20 protein-coding genes and 2 riboswitches are annotated in these 22,187 nt (G+C 67.1%); of the genes, 6 read left to right on the plus strand and 14 right to left on the minus strand.

The genetic code is table 11. The features are described from left to right. Positions 1–132 precede the first annotated feature (132 nt). From ACTRWB_RS19240 to ACTRWB_RS19270, 7 genes are all read right to left on the minus strand, one after another. Positions 133–1,239: a hypothetical protein gene (locus tag ACTRWB_RS19240; protein ID WP_446902906.1), complete on the minus strand. Its 1,107-nt coding sequence runs from the start codon at positions 1,237–1,239 to the stop codon at positions 133–135. A 124-nt stretch (positions 1,240–1,363) separates the two neighbouring features. Beyond that, positions 1,364–1,816, minus strand: coding sequence for a YaiI/YqxD family protein (locus tag ACTRWB_RS19245; protein WP_193098345.1), 453 nt, complete (start codon positions 1,814–1,816; stop codon positions 1,364–1,366). Between the two features lie 60 nt (positions 1,817–1,876). Beyond that, positions 1,877–2,485, minus strand: a complete 609-nt coding sequence (locus ACTRWB_RS19250) for a vWA domain-containing protein (RefSeq protein WP_129514550.1) — start codon at positions 2,483–2,485, stop codon at positions 1,877–1,879. Between the two features lie 68 nt (positions 2,486–2,553). After that, positions 2,554–3,630 carry an ATP-binding protein gene (locus tag ACTRWB_RS19255; protein ID WP_129514549.1) on the minus strand — a complete coding sequence of 359 codons (1,077 nt, stop codon included), beginning with the start codon at positions 3,628–3,630 and terminating at the stop codon, positions 2,554–2,556. Further along, entirely contained in the window at positions 3,627–7,436 is a 3,810-nt protein-coding gene (cobN, locus tag ACTRWB_RS19260) for a cobaltochelatase subunit CobN (RefSeq protein ID WP_446902907.1), read from the minus strand. The genes ACTRWB_RS19255 and cobN overlap by 4 nt, the downstream gene beginning before the upstream one ends. A gap of 6 nt (positions 7,437–7,442) precedes the next feature. Further along, positions 7,443–8,522 (minus strand): cobalamin biosynthesis protein CobW, encoded by a 1,080-nt coding sequence (gene cobW, locus ACTRWB_RS19265; RefSeq protein WP_446902908.1) that lies wholly within the window; start codon positions 8,520–8,522, stop codon positions 7,443–7,445. A 25-nt stretch (positions 8,523–8,547) separates the two neighbouring features. Beyond that, complete coding sequence (locus ACTRWB_RS19270) at positions 8,548–9,606, minus strand: HoxN/HupN/NixA family nickel/cobalt transporter (protein ID WP_446902909.1); 1,059 nt, start codon at positions 9,604–9,606, stop codon at positions 8,548–8,550. Positions 9,607–9,794: 188 nt separating this feature from the next. Continuing rightward, positions 9,795–10,059: riboswitch (cobalamin riboswitch) on the minus strand. A 1,161-nt stretch (positions 10,060–11,220) separates the two neighbouring features. Further along, a riboswitch (cobalamin riboswitch) is annotated at positions 11,221–11,456 on the plus strand. 110 nt (positions 11,457–11,566) lie between these two features. Here ACTRWB_RS19270 and cobA point away from each other — a divergent pair. Genes cobA through ACTRWB_RS19290 form a run of 4 tightly spaced genes read left to right on the plus strand, consistent with a single transcriptional unit; the run spans position 11,567 to position 14,694 of the window. Beyond that, on the plus strand, positions 11,567–12,376 hold the full coding sequence (gene cobA, locus ACTRWB_RS19275) for a uroporphyrinogen-III C-methyltransferase (protein ID WP_446902910.1): 810 nt from the start codon (positions 11,567–11,569) through the stop codon (positions 12,374–12,376). Then, on the plus strand, positions 12,373–12,750 hold the full coding sequence (locus ACTRWB_RS19280; RefSeq protein ID WP_446902911.1) for a cobalamin biosynthesis protein: 378 nt from the start codon (positions 12,373–12,375) through the stop codon (positions 12,748–12,750). The genes cobA and ACTRWB_RS19280 overlap by 4 nt, the downstream gene beginning before the upstream one ends. Positions 12,751–12,784: 34 nt before the next feature. Then, positions 12,785–13,387 carry a cob(I)yrinic acid a,c-diamide adenosyltransferase gene (gene cobO, locus ACTRWB_RS19285; RefSeq protein ID WP_129514543.1) on the plus strand — a complete coding sequence of 201 codons (603 nt, stop codon included), beginning with the start codon at positions 12,785–12,787 and terminating at the stop codon, positions 13,385–13,387. A gap of 2 nt (positions 13,388–13,389) precedes the next feature. After that, positions 13,390–14,694 (plus strand): cobyrinate a,c-diamide synthase, encoded by a 1,305-nt coding sequence (locus tag ACTRWB_RS19290; protein ID WP_446902912.1) that lies wholly within the window; start codon positions 13,390–13,392, stop codon positions 14,692–14,694. A 74-nt stretch (positions 14,695–14,768) separates the two neighbouring features. Here the strand turns inward: ACTRWB_RS19290 and ACTRWB_RS19295 are convergent, their stop codons facing one another. The 3 genes from ACTRWB_RS19295 to ACTRWB_RS19305 all read right to left on the minus strand — a co-directional run bounded on the left by ACTRWB_RS19295 (position 14,769) and on the right by ACTRWB_RS19305 (position 17,009). After that, a complete protein-coding gene (locus ACTRWB_RS19295) occupies positions 14,769–15,014 on the minus strand; it encodes a type II toxin-antitoxin system ParD family antitoxin (protein WP_446902913.1) in 246 nt (81 codons plus the stop codon). 117 nt (positions 15,015–15,131) lie between these two features. Next, the gene (bamE, locus tag ACTRWB_RS19300; protein WP_446902914.1) at positions 15,132–15,671 is read right to left on the minus strand and encodes an outer membrane protein assembly factor BamE domain-containing protein; all 540 of its coding nucleotides are present in this window, start codon (positions 15,669–15,671) and stop codon (positions 15,132–15,134) included. Positions 15,672–15,845: 174 nt separating this feature from the next. Beyond that, positions 15,846–17,009, minus strand: a complete 1,164-nt coding sequence (locus ACTRWB_RS19305; RefSeq protein WP_446902915.1) for a M20 aminoacylase family protein — start codon at positions 17,007–17,009, stop codon at positions 15,846–15,848. 331 nt (positions 17,010–17,340) lie between these two features. Between ACTRWB_RS19305 and ACTRWB_RS19310 the strand changes: the two genes are divergently transcribed. Then, positions 17,341–18,414, plus strand: coding sequence for a type IV toxin-antitoxin system AbiEi family antitoxin (locus tag ACTRWB_RS19310; RefSeq protein ID WP_446902916.1), 1,074 nt, complete (start codon positions 17,341–17,343; stop codon positions 18,412–18,414). Further along, entirely contained in the window at positions 18,383–19,288 is a 906-nt protein-coding gene (locus tag ACTRWB_RS19315) for a nucleotidyl transferase AbiEii/AbiGii toxin family protein (protein WP_446902917.1), read from the plus strand. Before ACTRWB_RS19310 ends, ACTRWB_RS19315 begins: the two co-directional genes overlap by 32 nt. A gap of 48 nt (positions 19,289–19,336) precedes the next feature. Here the strand turns inward: ACTRWB_RS19315 and ACTRWB_RS19320 are convergent, their stop codons facing one another. From ACTRWB_RS19320 to ACTRWB_RS19335, 4 genes are all read right to left on the minus strand, one after another. Beyond that, positions 19,337–19,753, minus strand: a complete 417-nt coding sequence (locus tag ACTRWB_RS19320) for a PIN domain-containing protein (protein ID WP_446902918.1) — start codon at positions 19,751–19,753, stop codon at positions 19,337–19,339. Next, entirely contained in the window at positions 19,750–20,013 is a 264-nt protein-coding gene (gene vapB / locus ACTRWB_RS19325) for a type II toxin-antitoxin system VapB family antitoxin (protein ID WP_129514536.1), read from the minus strand. Before vapB ends, ACTRWB_RS19320 begins: the two co-directional genes overlap by 4 nt. Before the next feature lie 240 nt (positions 20,014–20,253). After that, the gene (locus ACTRWB_RS19330; protein WP_446902919.1) at positions 20,254–21,270 is read right to left on the minus strand and encodes a GNAT family N-acetyltransferase; all 1,017 of its coding nucleotides are present in this window, start codon (positions 21,268–21,270) and stop codon (positions 20,254–20,256) included. After that, positions 21,270–22,109: a formyltransferase family protein gene (locus ACTRWB_RS19335; protein WP_446902920.1), complete on the minus strand. Its 840-nt coding sequence runs from the start codon at positions 22,107–22,109 to the stop codon at positions 21,270–21,272. Before ACTRWB_RS19335 ends, ACTRWB_RS19330 begins: the two co-directional genes overlap by 1 nt. Positions 22,110–22,187 lie beyond the last annotated feature (78 nt).

Below are 22,187 nucleotides of genomic sequence, written 5' to 3' on the forward strand. Positions count from 1 at the left end.
CTTGTTTTTATGTGCCTTGCCAGCAGCCAGCGGCTACACTCCTAGGATGGATTTCCTACGCTTGCATACTGCAGGATTTCCGAACCCGCCATGCAGACTCACCGCCCTGTGTTGCAAAATACTGTCATCTGGTTATTTAAAAAAGAAGCCACCCTCGTATTTGTAGATCGCTTTCAATGCGGCGGCGGCAGCGCTTTTTACTCGCTCATTTTCATTCATATATTTAATCATGTCTTCATTTAGCGACATAACTGTAATTTGCAAATCATCGCCGATTTTTTTGGGCGAAACATGAAGCATATCCACATTAAATTCCGGCCAATCGAATTGCAGCATCCACGACGAATCTTCAAACTTGGAGCGGAAATCAAGCAACAAGGCAACGATCTTTGGTCGACTGGTGAGGACGCTTGAATAAAAATCTTTTATACAGCCGTGAACAATGGCCTTGTTTGCCTCATGAAGCCTTCCGAAGTCATCCAAAATTCTTGGAAATGCTTCTTTTTTACAAAATACAATATTTGATGAATCGTAGTCGTCGTTGAATATGTAACTCCCTGTATAATGAACCAAGTCGACCTCTGTCGCCGTTATTTCATCCTGGGTGAAATGAATTCGGACCAAATCAGTGTCAACCAGAGACACGAGATTAAATTGATACACTCGAGGATCATCACGTTTTTTCTTCTCTCTAACCTGCAACTCATGGAACTGGGCTTTCATGAGTGACATTACGGAGCCGAACATGGCCGCATCACCTTTCGGAACTCCTTCTGGCTCATTCTTCTTATTTCCGTTTGCCATTTCTTGCAAGGCAAATACGTGATAATCAACTTCCCGGACAACCTCGACCACGCCCATCTCGGCGGTTTTTGAATAATAGTCCTCTATCCAATTTTTACTTTCAAGCAAATGCCTCATTGCGCTACTGTCGGACCAAAAATGCATTCGCTCCCGTATGAAATTTGGATTTGCCCGGTTTTCATCTCGCGACAGAAATGACCAATTTGCGTGCTCTGATTTTTTGCAGCTAATTATCAAGGCTGTGACAACTTGAATGTCGCCGCCACCGGCTTTATATGCAATTATATCCATTTCTCTCGGTTCATCTCGGTCCGAGTCAATGTAATATCGATTGCTGATAATTATCCACCCAGCTTTCCCGAGAAGGAAAACTGTTTCCGCTTCAAACGGGAACCCCGTTTTCGCGACTCCTTCAATGTATTTTTTGATTTCCATAACGTCTCCAGAGCATCTTGCGCTCATTCGAATATACGCTGCCAGCAACTACAAGGGCAATGCAATTACAGAAGACTGGTATTTTCTATGTTTTCCCGTTTCACCCCGAAGCCGACATGCAGCATCAAGGCTTGCCGTGGCGTGCCAGGAACCGGTCGAGTTGCGACGCAAACGTCTTGCCGTCGCGCGCGCTGAACGGCGCCGGCCCGCCCGTGTCGATACCCGCGCTGCGCAACTGATCCATCATCGCGCGCGTCGACAGGCGCTCCTCGATGTTCTCGCGGCTGAACCAGTTGCCGCGCGGGTCGAGCGCATGCGCGCCCTTGTCGAGCACGGCGGCGGCCAGCGGGATGTCGGCGGTGATCACGAGATCGCCGGCCTCGGCCATCTCGACGATGCGCGCATCGGCCACATCGAAGCCGGCCGGCACCTGCACCGCCTTGATGAACGGCGACGGCGGCGTGCGCAGAAACTGGTTCGCGACCAGCGTCACGCAGATTTCGGCACGACGCGCGGCGCGAAACAGCATGTCCTTGATGACGGCGGGACACGCGTCGGCATCGACCAATACTTGCATGGCGGGTTTTTCCAGTGGGCAGCAGAGAAGCGGCGATCATAGCGCACCGCCGGCCGGCAATCAGCCGATCGGGTCCGTGCAAAGCGCATCGGCGGTCACCCACTGCGCGCCCCATGCAGCCGCGAGCCGCGCGCCCTGCCCGATCCGCACGGCCGCATCGTCGAAGTCGACGAACACGACGTGATCGGCCGCCGCGGGTTTCGCCGGCGTCTCGCGCGTGCGCCCGTCGGACAACACCCACAGCCAGCGCTGCTTGTCGGGCTCGCGCCGCGCATCGTGCGCGAGCAGGTGCGCGGCGGCCGCGATGCCGTCCGCGAGCGGCGTGCCACCGCCGCCGTCGACCGGTTCGAGCCAGCGCGCGTTCCACCAGCGCGGCACGGCCGGACCGAAGCGCCGCGCGGCGCCGTTGCCGCCGAAGCAGATCAGCGCGGTTTCGACGCGGTCGCGCGCGGCGCGATCGAAATACGCGACGATCAGACCTTTCGCCAGTGCGAGCCGGTCGTGCGACAGCATCGACGCCGAACAGTCGAGTACGAAGCAATGCAGCGCATCCGGTGCGCCGGTTCGCTTCCGGAAACGCAGATGGCCGTGATGCAACGGATCGCCACGCTTCGCGGCGAACGTCGCCGGCCACGCGACGGCCGTGCCGGTGCGCGCCGTACCCGGCACGCGCGCGGCTGCGCCTTGCTGCCATCGAGGACCGCGAACGGCGTTCGCGGCGGCACCGGCTCGATGGCTCAGCGTTTTTTTAGCGGCAGCGGCACCACGCCTTTCACGTCGCGCAGCCCGGCCGGCTCGGGCCGCAGGTAGCCCCAGTCGCCCTGCGCGACGGCGGTGTCGTTCCCGGTTGCGCCCGGTTGATCTTCCGGCTGCTGACGTGCCTCCGGTGGCGAACGATCGTCGCGTGCGCGGTCCGGCTGCGACGCGCCGGACGACGGCGGCGTACCGGCATGGCGCCGGTGCCGCAGCACGGCTTCGGCCACGCGCGTCACGTGCGACACCGTCACCGCATCGGCCTGCTCCAGCGCGGCGAGTGCGCGCGCGGCGCGCAGCATCACGAGATCGGCGCGCAACCCGTCGACGGCCGCGTCGATGCACAGCGCGCTGACATGCGCATGCACTGCATCGCCGAAATCGAGCATCGGCAGCCGCGCACGCGCCGCGTGAATCCGGTCGCCGAGTTCGCGCTGCGCGGCTGCATGGCGTGCGCGGAACGCGTCCGGATCGAGATCGAATGCCAGTCGCGCCTTCACGATCCGCTCGCGCTGCGCGGCATCGAAACAGTTCTCCAGCTCGACCATCAGCCCGAAGCGATCGAGCAACTGCGGACGCAATTCGCCCTCTTCGGGATTCATCGTACCGATCAGCACGAAGCGCGCGTCATGCGCGTGCGACACGCCATCGCGCTCGACGAGATTCACGCCGCTCGCGGCGACGTCGAGCAGCGTATCGACGAGCCCGTCGGCGAGCAGGTTCACTTCGTCGACATACAGCACGCCGAGATGCGCACGCGCAAGCAGGCCCGGCCGGAAGCGCACGCCGTTTTCGGCCAGTGCATGCGCGAGATCGAGCGTGCCGGTTACCTGTTCGTCGCTCGCCGACAGCGGCAGCGTGACGAACTGCCCTTCGGGCAGCAGCTCCGCGAGGCCGCGCGCGGCGGTCGATTTCGCGGTGCCGCGCGGCCCGCTCACCAGCACGCCGCCGAGCGACGGGTCGATCGCGGCGAGCAGCAGCGCCTGCTGCAATGCATCCTGCGCGACGAGCGCCGCAAACGGAAAGACCGCGCGGGCGCGGTGCAGTGTCGGATCGGTCATCGCCGTCCCCCTTCCTGGAGTTGTTCGCTTTCGAGCCAGACCGCTTCGATCCGCTCGCGATAGTCGCCCGGCTGCTGCCACAGGCCGCGCTGCATCGCTTCGACGAAGCGTTCGCAGATGCCGTGCAGCGCCTTCGGATTGTGCCGTTCGAGGAACGCGCGCGTGTCGTCGTCGAACAGGTACGCGTCGGCGACGAGCGCGTACTGGTGGTCGGACAGCACGCGCGCGGTCGCGTCATAGCCGTACAGGTAGTCGACGGTCGCGGCCAGCTCGGCCGCGCCCTTGTAGCCGTGGCGCTTCACGCCGTCGAGCCATTTCGGATTGACGACGCGCGAGCGGATCACGCGCGCGATTTCCTCGCGCAGCGTGCGCATCTTCGGCGCGACCGGGTTCGCATGGTCGCCGTGGTAGATGCTCGGCTGCTGCCCGGACAGGTGCCGCACGGCCGCCGTCATCCCGCCCTGGAACTGGTAGTAGTCGTTCGAATCGAGGATGTCGTGCTCGCGGCTGTCCTGGTTCTGCACGACGACGTCGATCGTCGCCAGCCGCTCGCCGAACACGTCGGGCGCGGCATCGCCCGCGCTGTTCTGCGCATACGCGTGGCCGCCCCACTGGCGGTAGGCGTCGGCGAGATCGGCGTCGGTCTGCCAGCGGCGCTGGTCGATCAGGTCCTGCAGGCCCGCGCCGTAGCTGCCCGGCCGCGCGCCGAACACGCGCCAGCCGGCGCGGCGCCGCGCTTCGTCGGGCGACACGCCCTGCTCAATCCATTTCGAGCGTTCGCGCTCGATGCGCGCGCGGATCGGGTTCAGCTCCTCCGGCTCGTCGAGCGCGGCGACGGCCTGCACCGCTGCATCGAACAGATGCATCAGGTTCGGGAACGCGTCGCGGAAGAAACCCGATACGCGCAGCGTCACGTCGATGCGCGGTCGGTCGAAGATCTCGATCGGCAGGATCTCGAAGTCGGTCACGCGATGACTGCCGTGCGCCCATTTCGGCCGCACGCCGAGCAGCGCGAACGCCTGCGCGATGTCGTCGCCGCCCGTGCGCATCGTCGCCGTGCCCCACACGGACAGGCCGATCGCGCGCGGATAGTCGCCGCGATCCTGCAGATGACGCTCGATCAGTTGCTGCGCGGATTTCAGGCCGAGCGACCACGCGGCCTGCGTCGGCACCGCGCGCGTGTCGACCGAGTAGAAGTTGCGGCCGGTCGGCAGCACGTCGGGGCGGCCGCGCGACGGCGAGCCGCTCGGCCCCGGCGGCACGAAGCGGCCGTCGAGACCGCGCAGCAACTGGCGCATTTCCTCGCCGCCGCACGCGTCGAGCGCGGGGATCAGCGTCGAGCGCACGCGCTCGATCACGGCGAGCGTGTGCGGCCATGCGCCGGGCGGTGTCGCGTTGGTGCCACCGTTGCCGCCTGCGGCTGCGCACAGCCCGTCCAGCCAGTGCTGCGCGAACCGTTCGAGCCGCTCGCGCGTATCGCCCGCATGGCGCCACGGCGACGCGTCGAGCGCCTGCAGGATCGCCGGGCGCGGGCCAGCCCACGGCGCGGCCCAGTCGGCCGACAGCGGATCGAAGTCGTCGCCGAGTGCGAGATCGCGCGCGAGCGCGCCGATCAGCCCCGCACGCACGCCCTTGCCGTCGCCGACCGGAAAGCGCGCGAGCGCGAGCAGCGTGTCGCGCCGCTGACGGTCGGCCGGCGATACGCCGAACACGTGCAGCCCGTCGCGAATCTGCGCTTCCTTCAACTCGCACAGCCATGCGTCGACGCGCGTCAGCAGCGCATCCTCGTCGCCGGTGTCGCGCGGCGGCGATACGCTCAGCTCGTCGTGCAGCCGATGCTCGGCGATCGTCGCGAGGATCGTCTTGCGCAGCAGCTTCGCGCGCCGCGCATCGACCATCAGCGCCTCGTAGTATTCGTCGACCTGCCGTTCGAGATCCTGCAGCGGGCCGTAGTTTTCCGCGCGCGTAAGCGGCGGCATCAGGTGATCAATGATCACGGCCTGCGCGCGGCGCTTCGCCTGGCTGCCCTCGCCCGGATCGTTGACGATGAACGGATACAGGTGCGGCAGCGGCCCGAGCGTCAGGTCGGGCCAGCACGCGTCGGACAGCGCGACGCTCTTGCCCGGCAGCCATTCGAGGTTGCCGTGCTTGCCGAGGTGGATGACCGCGTCGATGCGATACGCATCGCGCAGCCAGAAATAGAACGCGAGATACGCGTGCGGCGGCACCAGATCCGCGTCGTGGTAGCTCGCGTAGTCGTTCTCGCCGCGCGAGCGCGACGGCTGGATGCCGACGAACACGTTGCCCGCACGCCAGCCGGCGATCGTGAAACGCCCTTGTCGCAGCGTCGGGTCGGCTTCGGGCGGCCCCCAGCGCGCGTTCAGCGCGTCGCGTACGGAAGCCGGCAGCCGCGCGAAATGCGCGACGTAATCGGCCAGCGCAAAACTCTGGAACGCCGGGCGCAATGCATGCACGGCCGCGTCGTTGGTCACGCCTTCGGTGAGCCGCGCGATCAGCGCGTCGCCGTCGGGCGGCAGGTCGGCCACCGCGTAGCCCGCGTCGCGCAGCGCCGCGAGCACGCGCAGCGCGGACGCCGGCGTGTCGAGCCCGACACCGTTGCCGATCCGTCCTTCGCTTTGCGGATAGTTCGCGAGAATCAGCGCGACGCGCTTGCTCGCGTTGTCGAGCGTGCGCAGCCGGCACCAGCCGCGCGCCAGCGCCGCGACGAACGCGATCCGTTCGGCGTCCGGCTGGTAGCGCACGACGTCGACCTCGGTGTGCGGGCAGCGATACGCGAGCCCCTTGAAGCTCACCGCGCGCGTGACGATGCGCCCGTCGACCTCGGGCAGCGCGATGTGCATCGCGATGTCGCGCGCGTGCAGGCCCTGGTTGTCGGCCACCCATGCTTCGCGATTGCCACCGGACAGGATCACCTGCAGCACCGGCGCGTCGCCGGCGAGCACCTCCGGCTCGGCGGCGTCGATCGCGCCGGCCGCGAACGCGGTCGTATTCAGCACGAGCGCGACGCCGTGCGTGTCGCACAGCTGCGTGATGACCTCGCGGCTCACCGCGTCCTTCAGCGACGTCACCGCGATCGGCAGCGGATTCAGCCCTTCCCGCACGAGCGCGTCGGCCAGCGCGTCGAACACGGCCGTGTTCGCGGCCTGCCAGTGCGCGCGATAGAACAGGATCGCGACGACCGGCGCGCCGGGCGTCCAGCGCGGCCGCCAGTCGTCGACGCTCGCGCGGTCGCGCGCCGGGTGATACAGCGCGGCGGCCGGCAGCGGGCGCGGCAGCTCGGGTTCGTCGCCGAAGCCGAGCGTGTGGAACGCGATGCTGCGCAGCAGCGCCTCGGCGTTGTGCACGCCGCCTTCGCGCAGGTAGCGCCACCACAACCGGCACAGGTCGGGCGCGACCGTGCTCTTCGCGACGAGGTTCGGGTCTTCCTGCAGGTCGCCCGAGAACATCGCGAGCTGCTGCCCGCGCTTCGACGCGAGCGACACGGCCTGCTCGATTCCGTACGGCCAGTACGCTTCGCCGCCGAGATGATCGATCACGACCGTCTTCGCGTGGCGCAGCACGTCGTCGACATAGAAATCGACGGACGCCGGCTGCCGCAGGAACGTGACGTTCGCGAGCCGCACGCTCGGAAAGCCGGCCGGCAGCTGCGGCACGACGCTCGCGAGCAGCGACAGCGTCGTGTCGGCCGAGCTCAGGATCACGATGTCGGCCGGTTGCTGGTCGATCCGGACGACGCCCTGCGTATCGTCGACGAAGCCGCCCGGCGTGGTGCGCAGCAGATGCATCGCGCGTTACGCCTGTTGCGGTTCGGCCGCGCACGCGGCGTCGAACGCGCGCTGCAGTGCGGCCGCGTCGAGATCCTCGCCGATCAGCACGAAGCGGCTCGCGCGCGTTTCGCCGTCCTGCCAGCGACGGTCGAAATAGCTGTCGAAGCGGCGCCCGACGCCCTGGATCACGAGCCGCATCGGCGCGCCGGGCAGCGCGGCGAAGCCCTTCGCGCGATAGATCGTGTGCGTCTCGACGACGCGCTGCAGCGCGGCGATCGTCGCTTCGCGCGTGCCCGCGTCGCCCGATACGACGACCGAGTCGAAATCGTCGTGGTGGTGATCGTGATCACCGTCGTCGGCCGAGCCGTGATGGTCGTGACGCAGGTGGATCGTGTCTTCCGACGCCGATTCGAGCCCCAGCAGCATCGCGAGGTCGAGCTCGCCGCGCGTCGCGCGCACGATCTTCACCTGCGGCGGGATCTCGTCGCGGATCGCGGTTTCGATCTGCGCGAACTGCGTGTCGCCGACGAGATCGGCCTTGTTCACGATCACGAGATCGGCGGACGACAGCTGATCGGCGAACAGCTCGTGCAGCGGCGATTCGTGGTCGAGGTTCGGATCGGCGCGGCGTTGCGCGTCGACGGCCTGCGGGTTTTCCGCGAACTGGCCGCTCGCGGCGGCCGGCCCGTCGACGACGGTCACGACCGCGTCGACCGTGAAGCTGTTGCGGATCGTCGGCCAGTTGAACGCCTGCACGAGCGGCTTCGGCAGCGCGAGGCCCGACGTCTCGATCAGCACGTGGTCGATGTCCGCGCGCCGCTCGACGAGCGCTTCCATCACCGGATAGAACTCTTCCTGCACGGTGCAGCACAGGCAGCCGTTCGCGAGCTCGTAAAGCTGACCGGACGCTTCGCCCTGTGTGTCGTCGCAGCCGATGCCGCAACCCTTGAGGATTTCGCCGTCGATGCCGAGTTCGCCGAATTCGTTGACGATCACCGCGATGCGGCGGCCTTCGGCGTGCTGCAGGATGTGGCGCATCAGCGTCGTCTTGCCGCTGCCGAGAAAGCCCGTGACGATCGTGACGGGAAGCTTGCGTAGGGTCATGGTGGGTCCTGTGTCGAATGTGGGTTCAGGCCGAGATCGTCACTTCGATCTCGTCGTAGCGTTTGATGCGATAGATCGCGGCGGATACGAGCCAGCTCGCGAGGAACAGCCCGATCACGACGTAGCCGAGCATCCCGAAATGCGCGGCCGCCGTCGTCGCGAAGTCCCACACGGTGCCCTGCAGCGACAGCTTGTCGGCGAGCAGCGCCAGCACCTCGATGCCGCCGATCAGCGCCGCGACCAGCACCGATACGAACGTGATCGTCATGTTGTAGTAGATCTTGCGGATCGGCCGCACGTACGCCCAGCGATACGCCCCCATCATCAGGATGCCGTCGGTCGTGTCGACGAGCGTCATGCCGGCCGTAAACAGCGCGGGCAGCACCATCACCGACCAGAACGACAGGCCGCCCTGCACCTGCGTAGCCGAGATGCCGAACAGCGCGATCTCGGTCGCGGTGTCGAAGCCGATGCCGAACAGGAAGCCGATCGGATACAGGTGCCAGCTGCGCGACACGATCCGGAACAGCGGGCGGAAGATGCGCGCGAGCACGCCGCGCTGGTTCATCAGCAGGTCGAGATCTGCCTCGACGAGCGGCTCGCCGCGCTTCACCGCGCGAAACGTCCGGTACACGGACACCAGGATCATCAGGTTCGCGGCCGCGAGCAGCAGCAGGAAGAACGCGGATACGCAGGTGCCGATCGTGCCGCCCAGCTCGCGCATGCCGTCGAAGCGCGACAGCGACGCGGCGGTTGCCGCGACCACGGCCGACATCACGATCACGACCGTCGAGTGGCCGAGCGAGAAGAACAGTCCCGCGCCGAGCGGGCTGCGGCCCTCCTGCATCAGCTTGCGCGTGACGTTGTCGATGGCCGCGATGTGGTCGGCGTCGACCGCGTGGCGCAGCCCGAACACATACGCGAGCAGCGCGGTGCCGAGCAGCACGGGCTGGCCGTGGAAGGCGGCGAACGCCCAGACCCACGCGCCGACGTTGAAGGCGATCAGCAACGCATAGATCGCGACGATCTTGCCGCGCAGCCCGGATGAACTGTCGTTGAACAGGCGAAACAGCGAATCGAGCATGACGCTCCTTTGCGAACGGTCGACATGAAGCATGCCAACACGGCCGTCGCTGCGCGGCCCCGTGCGGTCTCGCCCTCCATCGGGCCGGATCATGCGCGCTTGCGCGGGCGGTCGGACGACGGGAATCGGGAAACGCTCGGGTGTCGGGCACGCTGCGGCCGTGGACGATGCGCCGCCTCCCCGCGGCGCTGAACCCCAACGTTTAGGCCGGTATCCGGGCTGACGAACACGCCGCTTCGCCTTCCCGGATGCGCGGGGCATCCAGTGGCGGTCGTCCGCATGCGTGCGGCATGCGGCGAAGCGGCGTTGCATCGTGGCGGGCACGATGCGTTCGCTTACCGTTGCGGGGGCAGCACAGGTTGGCTCGACTGCGACGCAGGCAGGCTCCCTGTTTCCCGTTTAACTGCGTGCGCCGGAGCGGCGCGCGCGAGCACCAAAACGCGTGCGAGTGTAGGCGCCGGGGGCGGGAGCGTCAAGGCGACGAGTGGCCAGGTCGGCCGGATGAACCGGCGGGCAGGGATCAGGCGCGGGTATGCCGGGGAAATCGTTCGACTGTCTGACGCGCCCAGCAACCCGTGCGGGATCGAACGCGCAGTAGTACGGCTCGCCATCCGAAGCGGTTTTTCAGAATTGACGGTTGATCACGTTGTCCGCGATAGCAAGGCCGGCGCCGCGGCAGGTACAGCGTGGGGTTGCGCGCAGAAACGTTCATTCTCTTTGGAGATTCGGATGATTGACGTTGCGCAGCCGATATTCGATTGTCCGATCCAGACAGTTTTCGATGATCGAGATAAACCACTGCGACACATTCGTTCAGACCATGAATATTGCCCGATTGTATGTGGCCATCGTCGTATGGCTGTCGATGGCGCTCTTGTTTCCGTTTGCCCTGAAGGGGATGGATTCCCCCCTTGCAACGGTCGCGAAAGTACTGATGTGGTCGTACTGCATTCTGCAAACGCTGCGGGAATCGAAGCGGTGCTTGTGAAGTAGCCCGCTGCGACAAAAAGCCGATCGCGTATATCGCACCTGTTTCGCCATCGGTATCGACAATCGTCAATCCAAGGAGATTCAACATGCGAAAACTCACTGCGAGTGAAATGAATCGGGTAAGTGGCGGAGACGGAGCCGTCCACGCCGTGCGCATTGGCGCACAGGCCAATCGAGGCAGCATCATGGCCGGTGGGTTCGCCGGAGCGATTTCGGGAGCGGCCAGCGGTGCGCTAAATGGAATGGGGGGCGCTACCGCAGCGGGCGGTACTGCCGGTTGCGGGCTTGCAATAGGCGGCCTGTTTGGCGCCGGTGTTGGCGCACTCGGGTTCGGAAACGGAGCCGCATCGGCCGTCGGCGCACTGGCCGGCGCTGCGGTCTGTGGCCCGAATCGCGGCGGCATCGGCGGCAGTTCCGGCTCGTCCGGAGGTTCAGGCGGCGGTGGATCCTGCGGCGCGGGCGGTTGCTGAAGCCTTACTTGAAACGCCTGGCGGCTGTGCGCCGCCGCGCTTTGCGGGATCGGGGCATGGCCTTCATTTGCTCGGCGACATGTTCGCCGAGCGTCGCAGAGACTGACGACGGGCGAGCGCCCACCCCGCATGCGTTTGCGCCAGCGCGCTGTGCTATCGTAGCGCCGCGTTCGGTGCTCGCACGCGCATTCCGCGCATGCAGTTAAACGGGAAACAGGAGGCGGACGACCGCCCGGCCTGTGCTGTCCCCGCAACGGTACGCCGCCCGCGCGACGCGCTTCCCCGCGCACGCGCCCATGCCGCCCACGATGCCACTGCCCTTCACCGGGCGGGAAGGCCGCGGCCTGGCAAGCGGCCAGCCCGGATACCGGCCGACGCAAGGGGCGAGCCCGACGCTCGCCGAACGCCCGATCCGCGGGGGACGGATGGGGTGCGCATTCCACCCGCGTTCGCGCGGGCTTCGCCCGATCCGTCATGTCTTGCCTGTTTGCCGGCCGCCGATGTGCCGCCCGCCTTCCCCTTTCCACTGTTTCGACACGGTGCGCGCCGTGCCGCGCGCGATGAGCCGCGCGTGGCTCATCGGCGCCGGCCCCGGCGACGCCGACCTGCTCACGCTCAAGGCCGTGCGTGCGATCGGCGCGGCGGACGTGCTGCTCGTCGACGATCTCGTGAACCCCGACGTGCTGCGCCATGCGCGCGCCGACGCGCACATCGAGCACGTCGGCAAGCGCGGTGGCCATGCGTCCACGCCGCAGGAGGCGATCGTCGCGGCGATGCTCGCGCACCTGCGCGCGGGCCGCAGCGTCGCGCGGCTCAAGGGCGGCGATCCGTTCGTGTTCGGCCGCGGCGGCGAGGAACTGGCCGCGCTCGGTGCCGCGGGTTTTCCGGTCGAGGTCGTGAACGGCATCACCGCGGGCATCGCCGCACCGGCCGCACTGGGCATTCCGGTCACGCAGCGCGGCGACGCGCAAGGCGTGATCTTCGTCACGGGCCACGGCGCGGGCGCCGACGAACCCGACTGGCGCGCGCTCGCGGCGACGCGCATGACGATCGTGATCTACATGGGCATCCGCCGGCTCGATACGATTGCCACGGCGCTGCGCGACGGCGGCCTGCCCGGCGATACGCCGTGCGCGGCGATCGAGAACGCGACGCGTCCCGGGCAACGGCACGTGCTCGCGACGCTTGGCACGCTCGTCGAACAGGTCGGCGCGACCGGCATCGGTTCGCCAGCGATTGTCGTGATCGGCCGCGTCGCGGCGCTCGCCGACGATCCGGCGGTGCGTGCGGCGCTCGGCGGCGGTGCATGATGCGCGTCGCGCTCGGCGTCGGTTTCCGCGCGGGCACGACGGCCGTGCAACTCGACGCCGCGATCCGCGCGGCGCTGGCGCTTTACCCGGACGCCGAACCGGCCGTCGTCGCGACGCTCGCCGACAAGGCGCACGCCCGTGCGCTGCGCACGCTGTGCGCACGCCGCGGCTGGCCACTCGTCGCGTTCGACGCGGCGCGGCTCGCGAGCCGTCCCGAACTGGCTGCGAGCGGCCCGTCGGATGCCGCGCTCGCGCGCTTCGGCGTCGCGGGCGTGGCCGAGCCGTGCGCGCAGCTCGCGGCACCGCACGGCCGGCTGCTGGGCCCCAAATCCATCCGGGACGGCGTGACGGTCGCGCTCGCCGGCCCGCTCTGAACCCTTTGTTTCGCTTTCGACAGGACGATTCCCGATGAAGACCGATACCGAATCCCATCAGCGGATGGCCGAACGCCGCCGCGCCGGCCACGAGAAGAAACAGGCCGCCGCCACCCACGAAAAGGGCCTGCTGATGGTCCACACCGGCAACGGCAAGGGCAAGAGCACGGCCGCGTTCGGCATGGCCGTGCGCGTGCTCGGCCACGGCATGCGGCTCGGTGTCGTGCAGTTCATCAAGGGTGCGCTGCATACGTCCGAGCGTGACTTCCTCGGCGCCGTCGCGGAATGCGACTTCGTGACGATGGGCGACGGCTATACGTGGAACACGCAGAACCGCGACGCCGACATCGCGACCGCGCGCAAGGGCTGGGACGAGGCGCGCCGGATGATCGAAAGCGGCGACTACCGGATGGTGATCCTCGACGAGCTGAACACCGTACTGAAGTACGAATACCTGCCGCTCGACGAAGTGCTCGCGACGCTCGTCGCGCGCCCGGACTCGGTGCACGTCGTCGTCACCGGGCGCCACGCGCCCGATGCGCTGATCGACGCGGCCGATCTCGTCACCGAAATGCGGCTCGTCAAGCATCCGTACAAGGAGCAAGGCGTGAAGGCGCAGCGCGGCGTGGAGTTCTGAGCGTGCCGGCCTGCCCCGCGCTGTTCGTCAGCGCGCCCGCGTCCGGCCAGGGCAAGACGTCGGTGACGGCCGGTCTCGCGCGGCTGCACCGCCGGCTCGGCCGCCGCGTGCGCGTGTTCAAGACCGGGCCGGATTTTCTCGATCCGATGCTCCTCGAACGCGCGAGCGGCGCGCCCGTGCATGCGCTCGACCTCGGGATGGTCGGCGAGGCCGGCTGCCGCACGCTGCTGGCCGATGCCGCGCGCGATGCGGACCTGATCCTGATCGAGGGCGTGATGGGGCTGTTCGACGGCACGCCGAGCAGCGCCGATCTCGCGGCCGCGTTCGGCGTGCCGGTCGTCGCGGTGATCTCCGCGAAATCGATGGCGCAGACGTTCGCGGCGATCGCGTTCGGGCTTGCGCGGTTCCGGCCGGGGTTGCCGTTTCACGGCGTGCTGGCAAACCGAGTCGGCTCGGCGCGGCATGCGGAACTGCTGCAACAGGCGCTGCCCGACGACCTGCGCTGGCTCGGGCACGTGCCGGCCGATGCGGGCATCGCGCTGCCTGAGCGGCATCTCGGCCTGCACCAACCGGCCGACATCGGCGATCTCGATGCGCGGCTCGAGCGTGCGGCCGACGTGCTCGCCCAAACGGCGCTTGCCAAATTGCCGCCGGCCGTTGCGTTCGCGGAACCGGGCGTCGCGGCACCGCTGCCGCGTACGCTTGCCGGCAAGCGGATCGCGGTCGCGCGCGATGCGGCGTTCTCGTTCATCTATCCGGCGAATCTAGCGTTGCTCGACGCGCTCGGCGCGCAGTTGCGATTCTTCTCGCCGCTCGCGGACGAGCGCGTGCCGGACGATTGCGACGCGCTGTTCCTGCCGGGCGGTTATCCGGAACTGCATGCGGCGACGCTCGCGGCGAATGACGAAACCGCGCGGACGATCCGTGCGCATGCGGCCGCGGGCCGGCCGATCGTCGCGGAATGCGGGGGGATGGTGTATCTGTGTGAATCGCTGACCGATGTGGACGGCGCAACGACGCCGATGCTCGGTCTGCTGCCGGGCCACGCGACGATGCAGCGTCGGTTCGCGGCGCTCGGCATGCAGCGGCTCGATACGCGCGACGGGCCGATGCGCGGCCATACGTTCCACTATTCGCGGCTCGCGACGTCGCTGGAGCCGGTCGCGAACGCCGTGCGCCCCGACGGCGCGCCGGGCAGCGGCGAAGCCGTCTATCGCAGCGGCGCGGTGGTCGCGACGTACATGCACATGTACTGGCCGTCGAATCCGGGTGTGGTCGTGGCTTTGTTCAGCGGGGAAGCGTTCTAGATTGATCGATGCTGCGCGGGGATCGAGGCGGCACTGCTGATTCGAGATCCAGTTCAGCCAGCGGAGTCATGCCTTTAACCGCCATGTGTTGTCCGCATGCGGACCAGGAAGGCCTCGCTGTCGAAGGGCTGTGGCCTCCCTGATGCCTCGCCCGCCTTCAACGCTTCCTGCAACGTACGCATTTGCGTTTCGTGTGACTCGAGGAGCCGTAACCCGGCTCGCACGACGTCACTTGCGGAACCGTATCGCCCCGATTGCACTTGGGCGTCGACGAATTCGGCAAAGTGGTCGCCCAGGGAAACGGACATGTTTTGCGACATGAGTCACCTCCTTTTCAAGGCGAGCGCCATATACCAAGGCTCTGTACATTTTGTATTCGGCGCTGTGACATTTGCCGATGTCCAGCCCGCGCCGCATGCGTTGCGTCTTTCGTCAGGTCAGGGTTTTTCGCGGCCCGGCGCTTCCGAACGCGAAGTCCGGATCACAGTGCCGTCGGGCGAGAAATGCGCATTGAACATCGCGTCGCCCGATACGCCGCCCTCGGCCCAGTGCCAGCTCCACACCTCTTCATGGCTCAACGCGTATTGCGCGACCTCGGTCGGCTTGCCGAGCAGTTGCCGTACGTCGTCCTTCGACATCCCCGGCACGACCTTCGCGATGTTCGCCGCCGTCAGCGCCTGCGTGATCGACACAAGCCGGCCGTCGGGCCCGAAATCGAGCATGTAGGTACTCGTGCCGTACGGGCCGCGCGGATACTCGAACCGCTGTGAGCCGTCGTCGCCCTGCCTGACCATCTCGGGCTTGCCTGCCTGGCGGAGCACGTCCTCGGTCGTCGAGACGCCCGGCTGCAGGTTGCCGAATGCCATCGGATCGGGCTTGATCGCATTGACCGCATCGGCCACCTTCTGGTCATCACACCCGGCCGCCAGAACGCCGACCGCACAGGCCGTCAGCACGGTCAGAAGCTGTTTTCGCATTTCGTCCACACCTGTATTCATCGAGCCGATCCGGCGTCGCGCGCAGCGTAGCACGTGACCTGTCCCGTCGATGTCAAGGAGCGTCAAATCAGCGTGTGCGGTCCGCGCACGTCCGATTTCGCGGGCGCGCACGCACACACCGGGCGGCGGTCGCCATGTCGCCGCGCCTCTGCGTCAAACCAGAAACGCCTCGGCCAGCTTGACCCAGTAAGACGCGCCGGTCGGCAGCGCGGCATCGTTGAAGTCGTAGCCCGGGTTGTGCACCATGCAGCCGCCCTCCCCGTCGCCATTGCCGATGATCAGGTAGCTGCCCGGCCGTTTCTCGAGCAGGAACGCGAAATCCTCGCTGCCGGTCAGCGGCACCATCCCGTCGATCAGGTTAGCGTCGCCCACCCACTCGCGTGCGACGCCGCGCGCGAACGCGGTCATCTCCGCATCGTTGACGAGCACCGGGTAACGGCGCTGATAGTCGATCGTCGCGGTGGCGCCGAACACGGCCGCCTGCGCATGCACGACTTCCTTGATGCGCGTCTCGAGCAGGTCCCGCACCTCGGGCTTCAGCGCACGCACGGACAGGCGCATCTGCGCGCGATCCGGAATCACGTTCGGCGCCTCGCCTGCGTGGATCGCGCCGACCGTGACGATCGCCATGTCGAGCGGCGACACGTTGCGCGACACGATCGTCTGCAACGCCAGCACGATCTGCGCGCACACGACGACGGGATCGATCGCCTTGTGCGGCACCGCGCCGTGGCCGCCGCGGCCCTGCACGTCGATGGTCACTGTATCCGACGACGCCATGAAGGGCCCCGGCAGGAAGCCGAATTTTCCGGTCGGGAAGCCCGGCATGTTGTGCATCGCGAAGATCGCATCGCACGGGAACAGCTCGAACAGCCCCTCGTCGAGCATCTTCTTCGCGCCGCCGAGCCCTTCCTCGGCCGGCTGGAAAATCAGGTTCAACGTGCCCGAAAAGCGGCGCTCGCGGGCGAGATGCTTCGCGGCCGCGAGCAGCATCGCCGTGTGGCCGTCGTGGCCGCACGCATGCATCTTGCCGGCGATCGTGCTCTGGTACGGCAGGCCCGTCGACTCGTGGATCGGCAGTGCGTCCATGTCGGCACGCAGGCCGAGGCGCCGTGTGCCGTCGCCTGCCTTCAGCTGCGCGACGACGCCCGTGCCACCCAACCCGCGATGCACCGTGTAGCCCCACGACTGCAGTTGCTCCGCGACGAGGTCGCTCGTCGCGAATTCCTCGAAGCCCAGTTCGGGATGGGCATGGATGCGGTGCCGGATCTCGATCATTTCGTCGGCAAGGCCTGCGGGGATCACGCTGTGCGTCATGGGGTCGTCTCCTGTGTCCGGTGGGGAATGTGCAGGCAAGGATAGTCGGTTCGGCGGCAACCGGGCAGACGGAAAGTCGTCGCGGTAGCAACTAGAGGTTGCCGTTTCGAGGCGTGACGCACGGTAAGCACAGCTCGGCCATCCGGACGACTGTCGCTCGCTATGGGGGTACGCGAAACTTCGATTTCCCGTGTATAAGGACCCGGCGATGGCCGCTGAGATATCGAGAATATCGCCTGTTCATCAAGGACTTGCGAATGGTTGTTCATTTTTTGACGTTTGTACATTTTTTGTGTACGCTGACAAAAAAGTGAACAGGCGACCCGCTCCGATGCCCAAGAACGCCACCCTCCCGATGTCGGAACAGCGCGTGCTAGACGAAGCCTGCGCCGCGTTCGAACGCACGACGCGGCGCTTCAAGGCACGGCCCGTGCGCGTGCCGGCCGCGTACAACGCGCGTGCCGACGCGATGATCCGCTTCGACGTCGCCGGGCAGGCATTCGAGATGCCGGTCGCCGTGAGCCTGCGCGTCGAATCGCTGCCGGGTGCGCTCGCGGAATTGCGCCGCGGCGGCGGCGCTGCCCCGATGCCCGGCGAGCGGCCGCTGATGTTGGTCACGCCGCATCTTTCGGCCGAGCTGGCTGCCGGCCTGACCGACCAGGGCATTCCGTTTCTCGACACTGCCGGCAACGCGTGCCTGATTCAGCCGGAGGCAACCGTGATGATCGCGGGCCGGCCGAAACCCGCACGCGCGCCACGGCGCCAAGCATCGCGCGCGACGACGCCAAAGGGGCTGGCCGTGATGTTCGCGCTCGCGACGCAGCCGGGCCTCATCGCGCAGCCGTATCGGGGGATCGCCGCCGCATCGGGCGTCGCGCTCGGCACGGTCAATCTCGCGATGGACGATCTGATTGCGCGCGGCCTCGTCGGGCAGCGTCGCAACGGCGAGCGCCTGATTCCAGACTGGCCGCGCTTCGTGCAGGAATGGGTCGCGCTGTACCCGAGCCGCTTGCGCGCGAAACTGCCGAGCCGCCGGTTTACCGGCCTCACGCCTGACTGGTGGCGCGGTTTCGATTTCGCGGCTTTCGATGCGCGGCTTGGCGGCGAGCCGGCGGCCGACCTGCTGACGCACGACCTGAAGCCGGCCGCGATCACGGTCTATACGCACGGCGCGGTGCCCAACAGCCTGCTGCTCAAGGCTCGCCTTCGCCCGGATGAACACGGCGACGTCGAATTCCTCGAAGCATTCTGGCCGCACTCGCCTGCGCTCGACTGGCGCGAGCAGGATGTGCCGCTCGTGCCGCCGCTCCTGATCTACGCGGATCTCGTCTCGTCCGGGGACAGCCGCAACCTTGCCGCCGCCGAACGGATCCATGACCGATACCTCGCCCATCCGCCCGCTTGAAGTCGATCCAGGCCGACCGCTCGAGCCGGCGGCGGTCGCGCTGCTGCAAGCGCTCAGCACGGCCTGCGCGCGCCTCGACGCGGCTTTCGTCGTCGCTGGCGCAACCGCACGCGACATCCTGATGTGGCACGTGCACGGCATCCGGCCGGTGCGCGCGACACGGGACGTCGACGTCGCGGTGTGCGCGGTGAGCTGGCCATTCCACGCGCATCTCGTCGATGAACTCGTCGCGACCGGGCAATTCACGCGCGCACCGAAACAGCAGCAGAAACTGCTGTTCGAGAGCGGAACGCACGGTTTTCGCACCGAGCTCGATCTCGTGCCGTTCGGGCCGCTCGAAGCGCCGCCGGGCGAGATCGTGTGGCCGCCGGACGGTGAATTCGTGCTGAACGTGCTCGGGTTCCAGGAAGCAGTCGACACCGCACAGCCAGTGTCGATCGACGCACGCACCGTGGTGCCGGTGGCCAGCCTGCCGGCGCTCGCGCTGCTGAAGTTGCTCGCATGGAAGGACCGGCGCGCGCGCCAGAACAGCGACGCGTACGACCTGCTGTTCCTGCTGCGGAATTTTCACGACGCCGGCAATCGCGAACGTATCTGGGATGCCGCGCCGGACCTGCTCGAAACGCACGCGTTCCAGCCAGGTCTTGCCGCCGCCGCACTGCTCGCACGTGATGCGAAACGGATCGCGTTGCCGCAAACGCGCGACGCCATCCGCGCGCTGCTGTCCGACGAAGCGACTTACACGGCACTCGGCCAGGATCTGCTGGCACGCGCGTTCGCACTGTTGCCGGGCGAATTCAGCGATGACGCCGACCGGTACCTCGACGCGTTCCGCCACGCCTTTCTCGTTGATCTGCCCGCCCCGCCCGCGTGACGCGCCGCTGCAAAACAGCCACGCCACCGAGCGTTCGCCCCGCTGCGCTCAGGCCGCCCAGTCTTCGAGCGACAACCCGGCGACCCGGCCGAATTCGCGGCCGTTGTTCGTGACGAGCACCGCGCCGGCCGCGATCGCATGCCCGGCGATCGACGCATCGTTCGCGCCGATCGGCGTGCCGCGTGAGGCGAGATCCGCGCGAATCGCGGCCGTTGCATCGACGGCCGCCGTATCCCACGACAGCACGCCATCCAGCCGCGACACAAAGGCCGTCACGAGTTCCGCATGCTTCGGCGACGCTTTCCTGCCGACCGCGCCGAACCGCATTTCGGCATAGGTAATCGCCGATACGACGATCCGGTGCTGCGCATTGACGCACGATTGCAACCGCGACAACACCACCGGTGGCCGCTCGCGCATGATGAACGAACAGATGTTCGTATCGAGCATATAGAGCGTCGTCACCGGCCGGACTCCGTCGACTCGGCGGCGTCGCCGGACAGGTCGAAACGGCCGGACTCGATGACGGCCGGGCGTTCGGCGAGGAAGTCGGTGTCGGCCAGCGGTTCGTTCGCGAACGAGAGCCACGTGGGACGCACCGGCCGCAGCAGCAGCGTGTCGCCCTCGCGGCGGATCTCGAGTTCCGTCACGCCCTCGAACTCCATGTCCTTCGGGATGCGGATTGCCTGGTTACGGGCGTTCTTGAAAATGGAAACGGTGCGCATGAGCCACTCCACGGGAGTACGATGCGCCCATTCTAGGCATATGCTGGCATATGTCAATATTGGGGGCCGCGAATCGGGCGTCGAGCCCCATGCTGTAGCGGGTGTTTTTGCCATGTCTTCGTGCCTGTCGTCGATGAGGAGAGCGATCCATTCTTCACGACGCAGGCCGCGCGGTCCATATCCCGGACGGCCGAGGCAGGCGCGACGCAGGGCCGCGCGCATCGTCGCCCGCCCGCCTCGTCACGGCAACCGGAAAGTGTCGAAGAATGTGTCGCGCTCGATCATGGTGAGCGCCGCACGCTTGTGCGGGAAATCGAATTCCTTCAGCGTGTGGAACCCGAGCCGGTGCATGTACGCGATGTGCCGCACGTGATCGACGCGCGGCTCGCCGACGAGCCGCTGCGTGCGCGGTTCGTCGACGAACATGTAGTGCAGCACCCCGCTCCACCACGCATGCAGCTTGCCGGCGCTCTGGAAGCGCGAGTCGCCGATCAGCAGGTGCAGCCCGCGATCGTAGTCGTGCGCGTCGTAGAACGGCGCGAGGCGATCCTCCTTCGCCCAGTAGAACTCGAAATAGCCGAACGGCTTGTCGTCGAAATAACCGATCATCGGGTGCATGTGCGGATCGGCGAGCCGCTCGGCGAGATACGCCGCATGCTCGTCGCGCGTGCCGCGCTGGTCCCAGAACTGCGCGACGCGATCGAGGTTCATCCAGCCGCTGAACAGGTCCGCGTGCGCGTCGATGTCGACCGTGCGCAGGCTGAACGTCATCCCGACCTGCGGCATGTAGCGCGAATAGATCTCGCCCGCCGGCGACGGCGGCCGCACCGGATGCCGGTGACCGTTCGTGATCGCGTAGCGCAGCGGCATCCCGCCCGACGCGGGCGCCGTCAGCCACGGCCGCGGGTTCTGCCAGAACGTCGTGCGCGACACGCTCAGGCGCAGCATGTCGCCGGCGACCTGCGCGTTGTCGATCACGCCCTCGCGCACCGCGCGTGCGACGTACGATGCGACGGCCGCCGCACCGGCGCCGCCGAGCGGCACCGAGATCGTTGCCGCATCGTGCCGCGTGTCGGTATTGAACAACGCGACGAACGCCGCGAGCAGCCAGTCCGGCGAGTCGTCGGGATGCCATGCGTCGAGCGTGTGTTCGGCGACCTGTGCCGCCTGGCCGGGCGCGGCGCCGTCGAGCGCCGCAGCCACCTCACCTTCGACGGTGTCCGTGGCACCGGCCGGTTTCGTCAGCGTGTCTTCCATCACAGTGCTCCCGCATCGTGGCGGTCGGCGAGGACGTGAAGCCCCCGCTCGAGCGCCGGAAACAGACTGCGCTGGAAGTTGTTCCAGCGCAGTTCGAGAATCGTGTCGTCCGGCGCGATCGGCGTGTCGAGCACGTCGCAGATCACCTCGCCGGAATCGATGCCGTTGTCGACGTAGTGGAACGATGCGCCCGTCATCGTCACCGGCTCGACGGACGACGTCGCGCCGCTCGCCCAGTCGACCCGTTCGCCGCGCGCGCCGTGCAGCGCATCGAGCGTCGCCCACGCGCCGCGCCGCTGATACGGCGAATCGTCGGCCGTGATGCCCGGGTGGATGTTCGCGATGCGCCGGTGAAAGCGCGCACCGGGCCGCACGAGTTCGTCGAGGATCACGAGCAGCCCGTCGAGCACGACGACGTCCGCGTCGAGTTCGAGCAGGCGCTCGAGCAGGCGGCGCTCGAACGCCTGTTTGCCGGCTACGCGCTCGCGCGCGTCGCGCGGCAGGCGCCGGTACGTCGACGGAATCGAACAGAACAGCTCGTCGACCGGCCGGCCCTGCACCGTCAACCCTTCCGGCAGGATCCACGGGTGGCCCGGCGTGCGCGCGAACCCGTAATCGGCCACTTTCGCGCGATCGGCCGGCGAACCGTCGTCGTCGTCGACGATCACGCCCTCGAGCGTGTAGCGCTCGCCGAGCGGCGAGTCGTTCAGGCGCTCGACGAGGAATTCGAGCGGCGCCTTCATGTAGCGCGTGCCGCCCTGATAAGCGACTGGCTGGCCGGCGCGATCGGCCGCGCCGTTGCGCAGCGACTGGATGTAGACGAGATTTTTCTTCGGCATGGAGGCGTCGTGGAAAAAAGCGGACGAAGGCGCCGCGGCCGGCCCGCGCCGGCCACGAGGGCCGGCCGGCAGGCTGCG

The sequence above is a fragment of the Burkholderia sp. YIM B11467 genome (assembly GCF_052952715.1).

Coding starts and splice junctions, on each gene's coding strand:
- ACTRWB_RS19240 (WP_446902906.1), bottom strand. CDS start 1,239: ATGGAAATCAAAAAATACATTGAAGGAGTCGCGAAAACGGGGTTCCCG.
- ACTRWB_RS19245 (WP_193098345.1), bottom strand. CDS start 1,816: ATGCAAGTATTGGTCGATGCCGACGCGTGTCCCGCCGTCATCAAGGAC.
- ACTRWB_RS19255 (WP_129514549.1), bottom strand. CDS start 3,630: ATGACCGATCCGACACTGCACCGCGCCCGCGCGGTCTTTCCGTTTGCG.
- cobN (WP_446902907.1), bottom strand. CDS start 7,436: ATGCATCTGCTGCGCACCACGCCGGGCGGCTTCGTCGACGATACGCAG.
- cobW (WP_446902908.1), bottom strand. CDS start 8,522: ATGACCCTACGCAAGCTTCCCGTCACGATCGTCACGGGCTTTCTCGGC.
- ACTRWB_RS19270 (WP_446902909.1), bottom strand. CDS start 9,606: ATGCTCGATTCGCTGTTTCGCCTGTTCAACGACAGTTCATCCGGGCTG.
- cobA (WP_446902910.1), top strand. CDS start 11,567: ATGTGCCGCCCGCCTTCCCCTTTCCACTGTTTCGACACGGTGCGCGCC.
- ACTRWB_RS19280 (WP_446902911.1), top strand. CDS start 12,373: ATGATGCGCGTCGCGCTCGGCGTCGGTTTCCGCGCGGGCACGACGGCC.
- cobO (WP_129514543.1), top strand. CDS start 12,785: ATGAAGACCGATACCGAATCCCATCAGCGGATGGCCGAACGCCGCCGC.
- ACTRWB_RS19295 (WP_446902913.1), bottom strand. CDS start 15,014: ATGTCGCAAAACATGTCCGTTTCCCTGGGCGACCACTTTGCCGAATTC.
- bamE (WP_446902914.1), bottom strand. CDS start 15,671: ATGCGAAAACAGCTTCTGACCGTGCTGACGGCCTGTGCGGTCGGCGTT.
- ACTRWB_RS19305 (WP_446902915.1), bottom strand. CDS start 17,009: ATGACGCACAGCGTGATCCCCGCAGGCCTTGCCGACGAAATGATCGAG.
- ACTRWB_RS19310 (WP_446902916.1), top strand. CDS start 17,341: ATGCCCAAGAACGCCACCCTCCCGATGTCGGAACAGCGCGTGCTAGAC.
- ACTRWB_RS19315 (WP_446902917.1), top strand. CDS start 18,383: ATGACCGATACCTCGCCCATCCGCCCGCTTGAAGTCGATCCAGGCCGA.
- vapB (WP_129514536.1), bottom strand. CDS start 20,013: ATGCGCACCGTTTCCATTTTCAAGAACGCCCGTAACCAGGCAATCCGC.
- ACTRWB_RS19330 (WP_446902919.1), bottom strand. CDS start 21,270: ATGGAAGACACGCTGACGAAACCGGCCGGTGCCACGGACACCGTCGAA.
- ACTRWB_RS19335 (WP_446902920.1), bottom strand. CDS start 22,109: ATGCCGAAGAAAAATCTCGTCTACATCCAGTCGCTGCGCAACGGCGCG.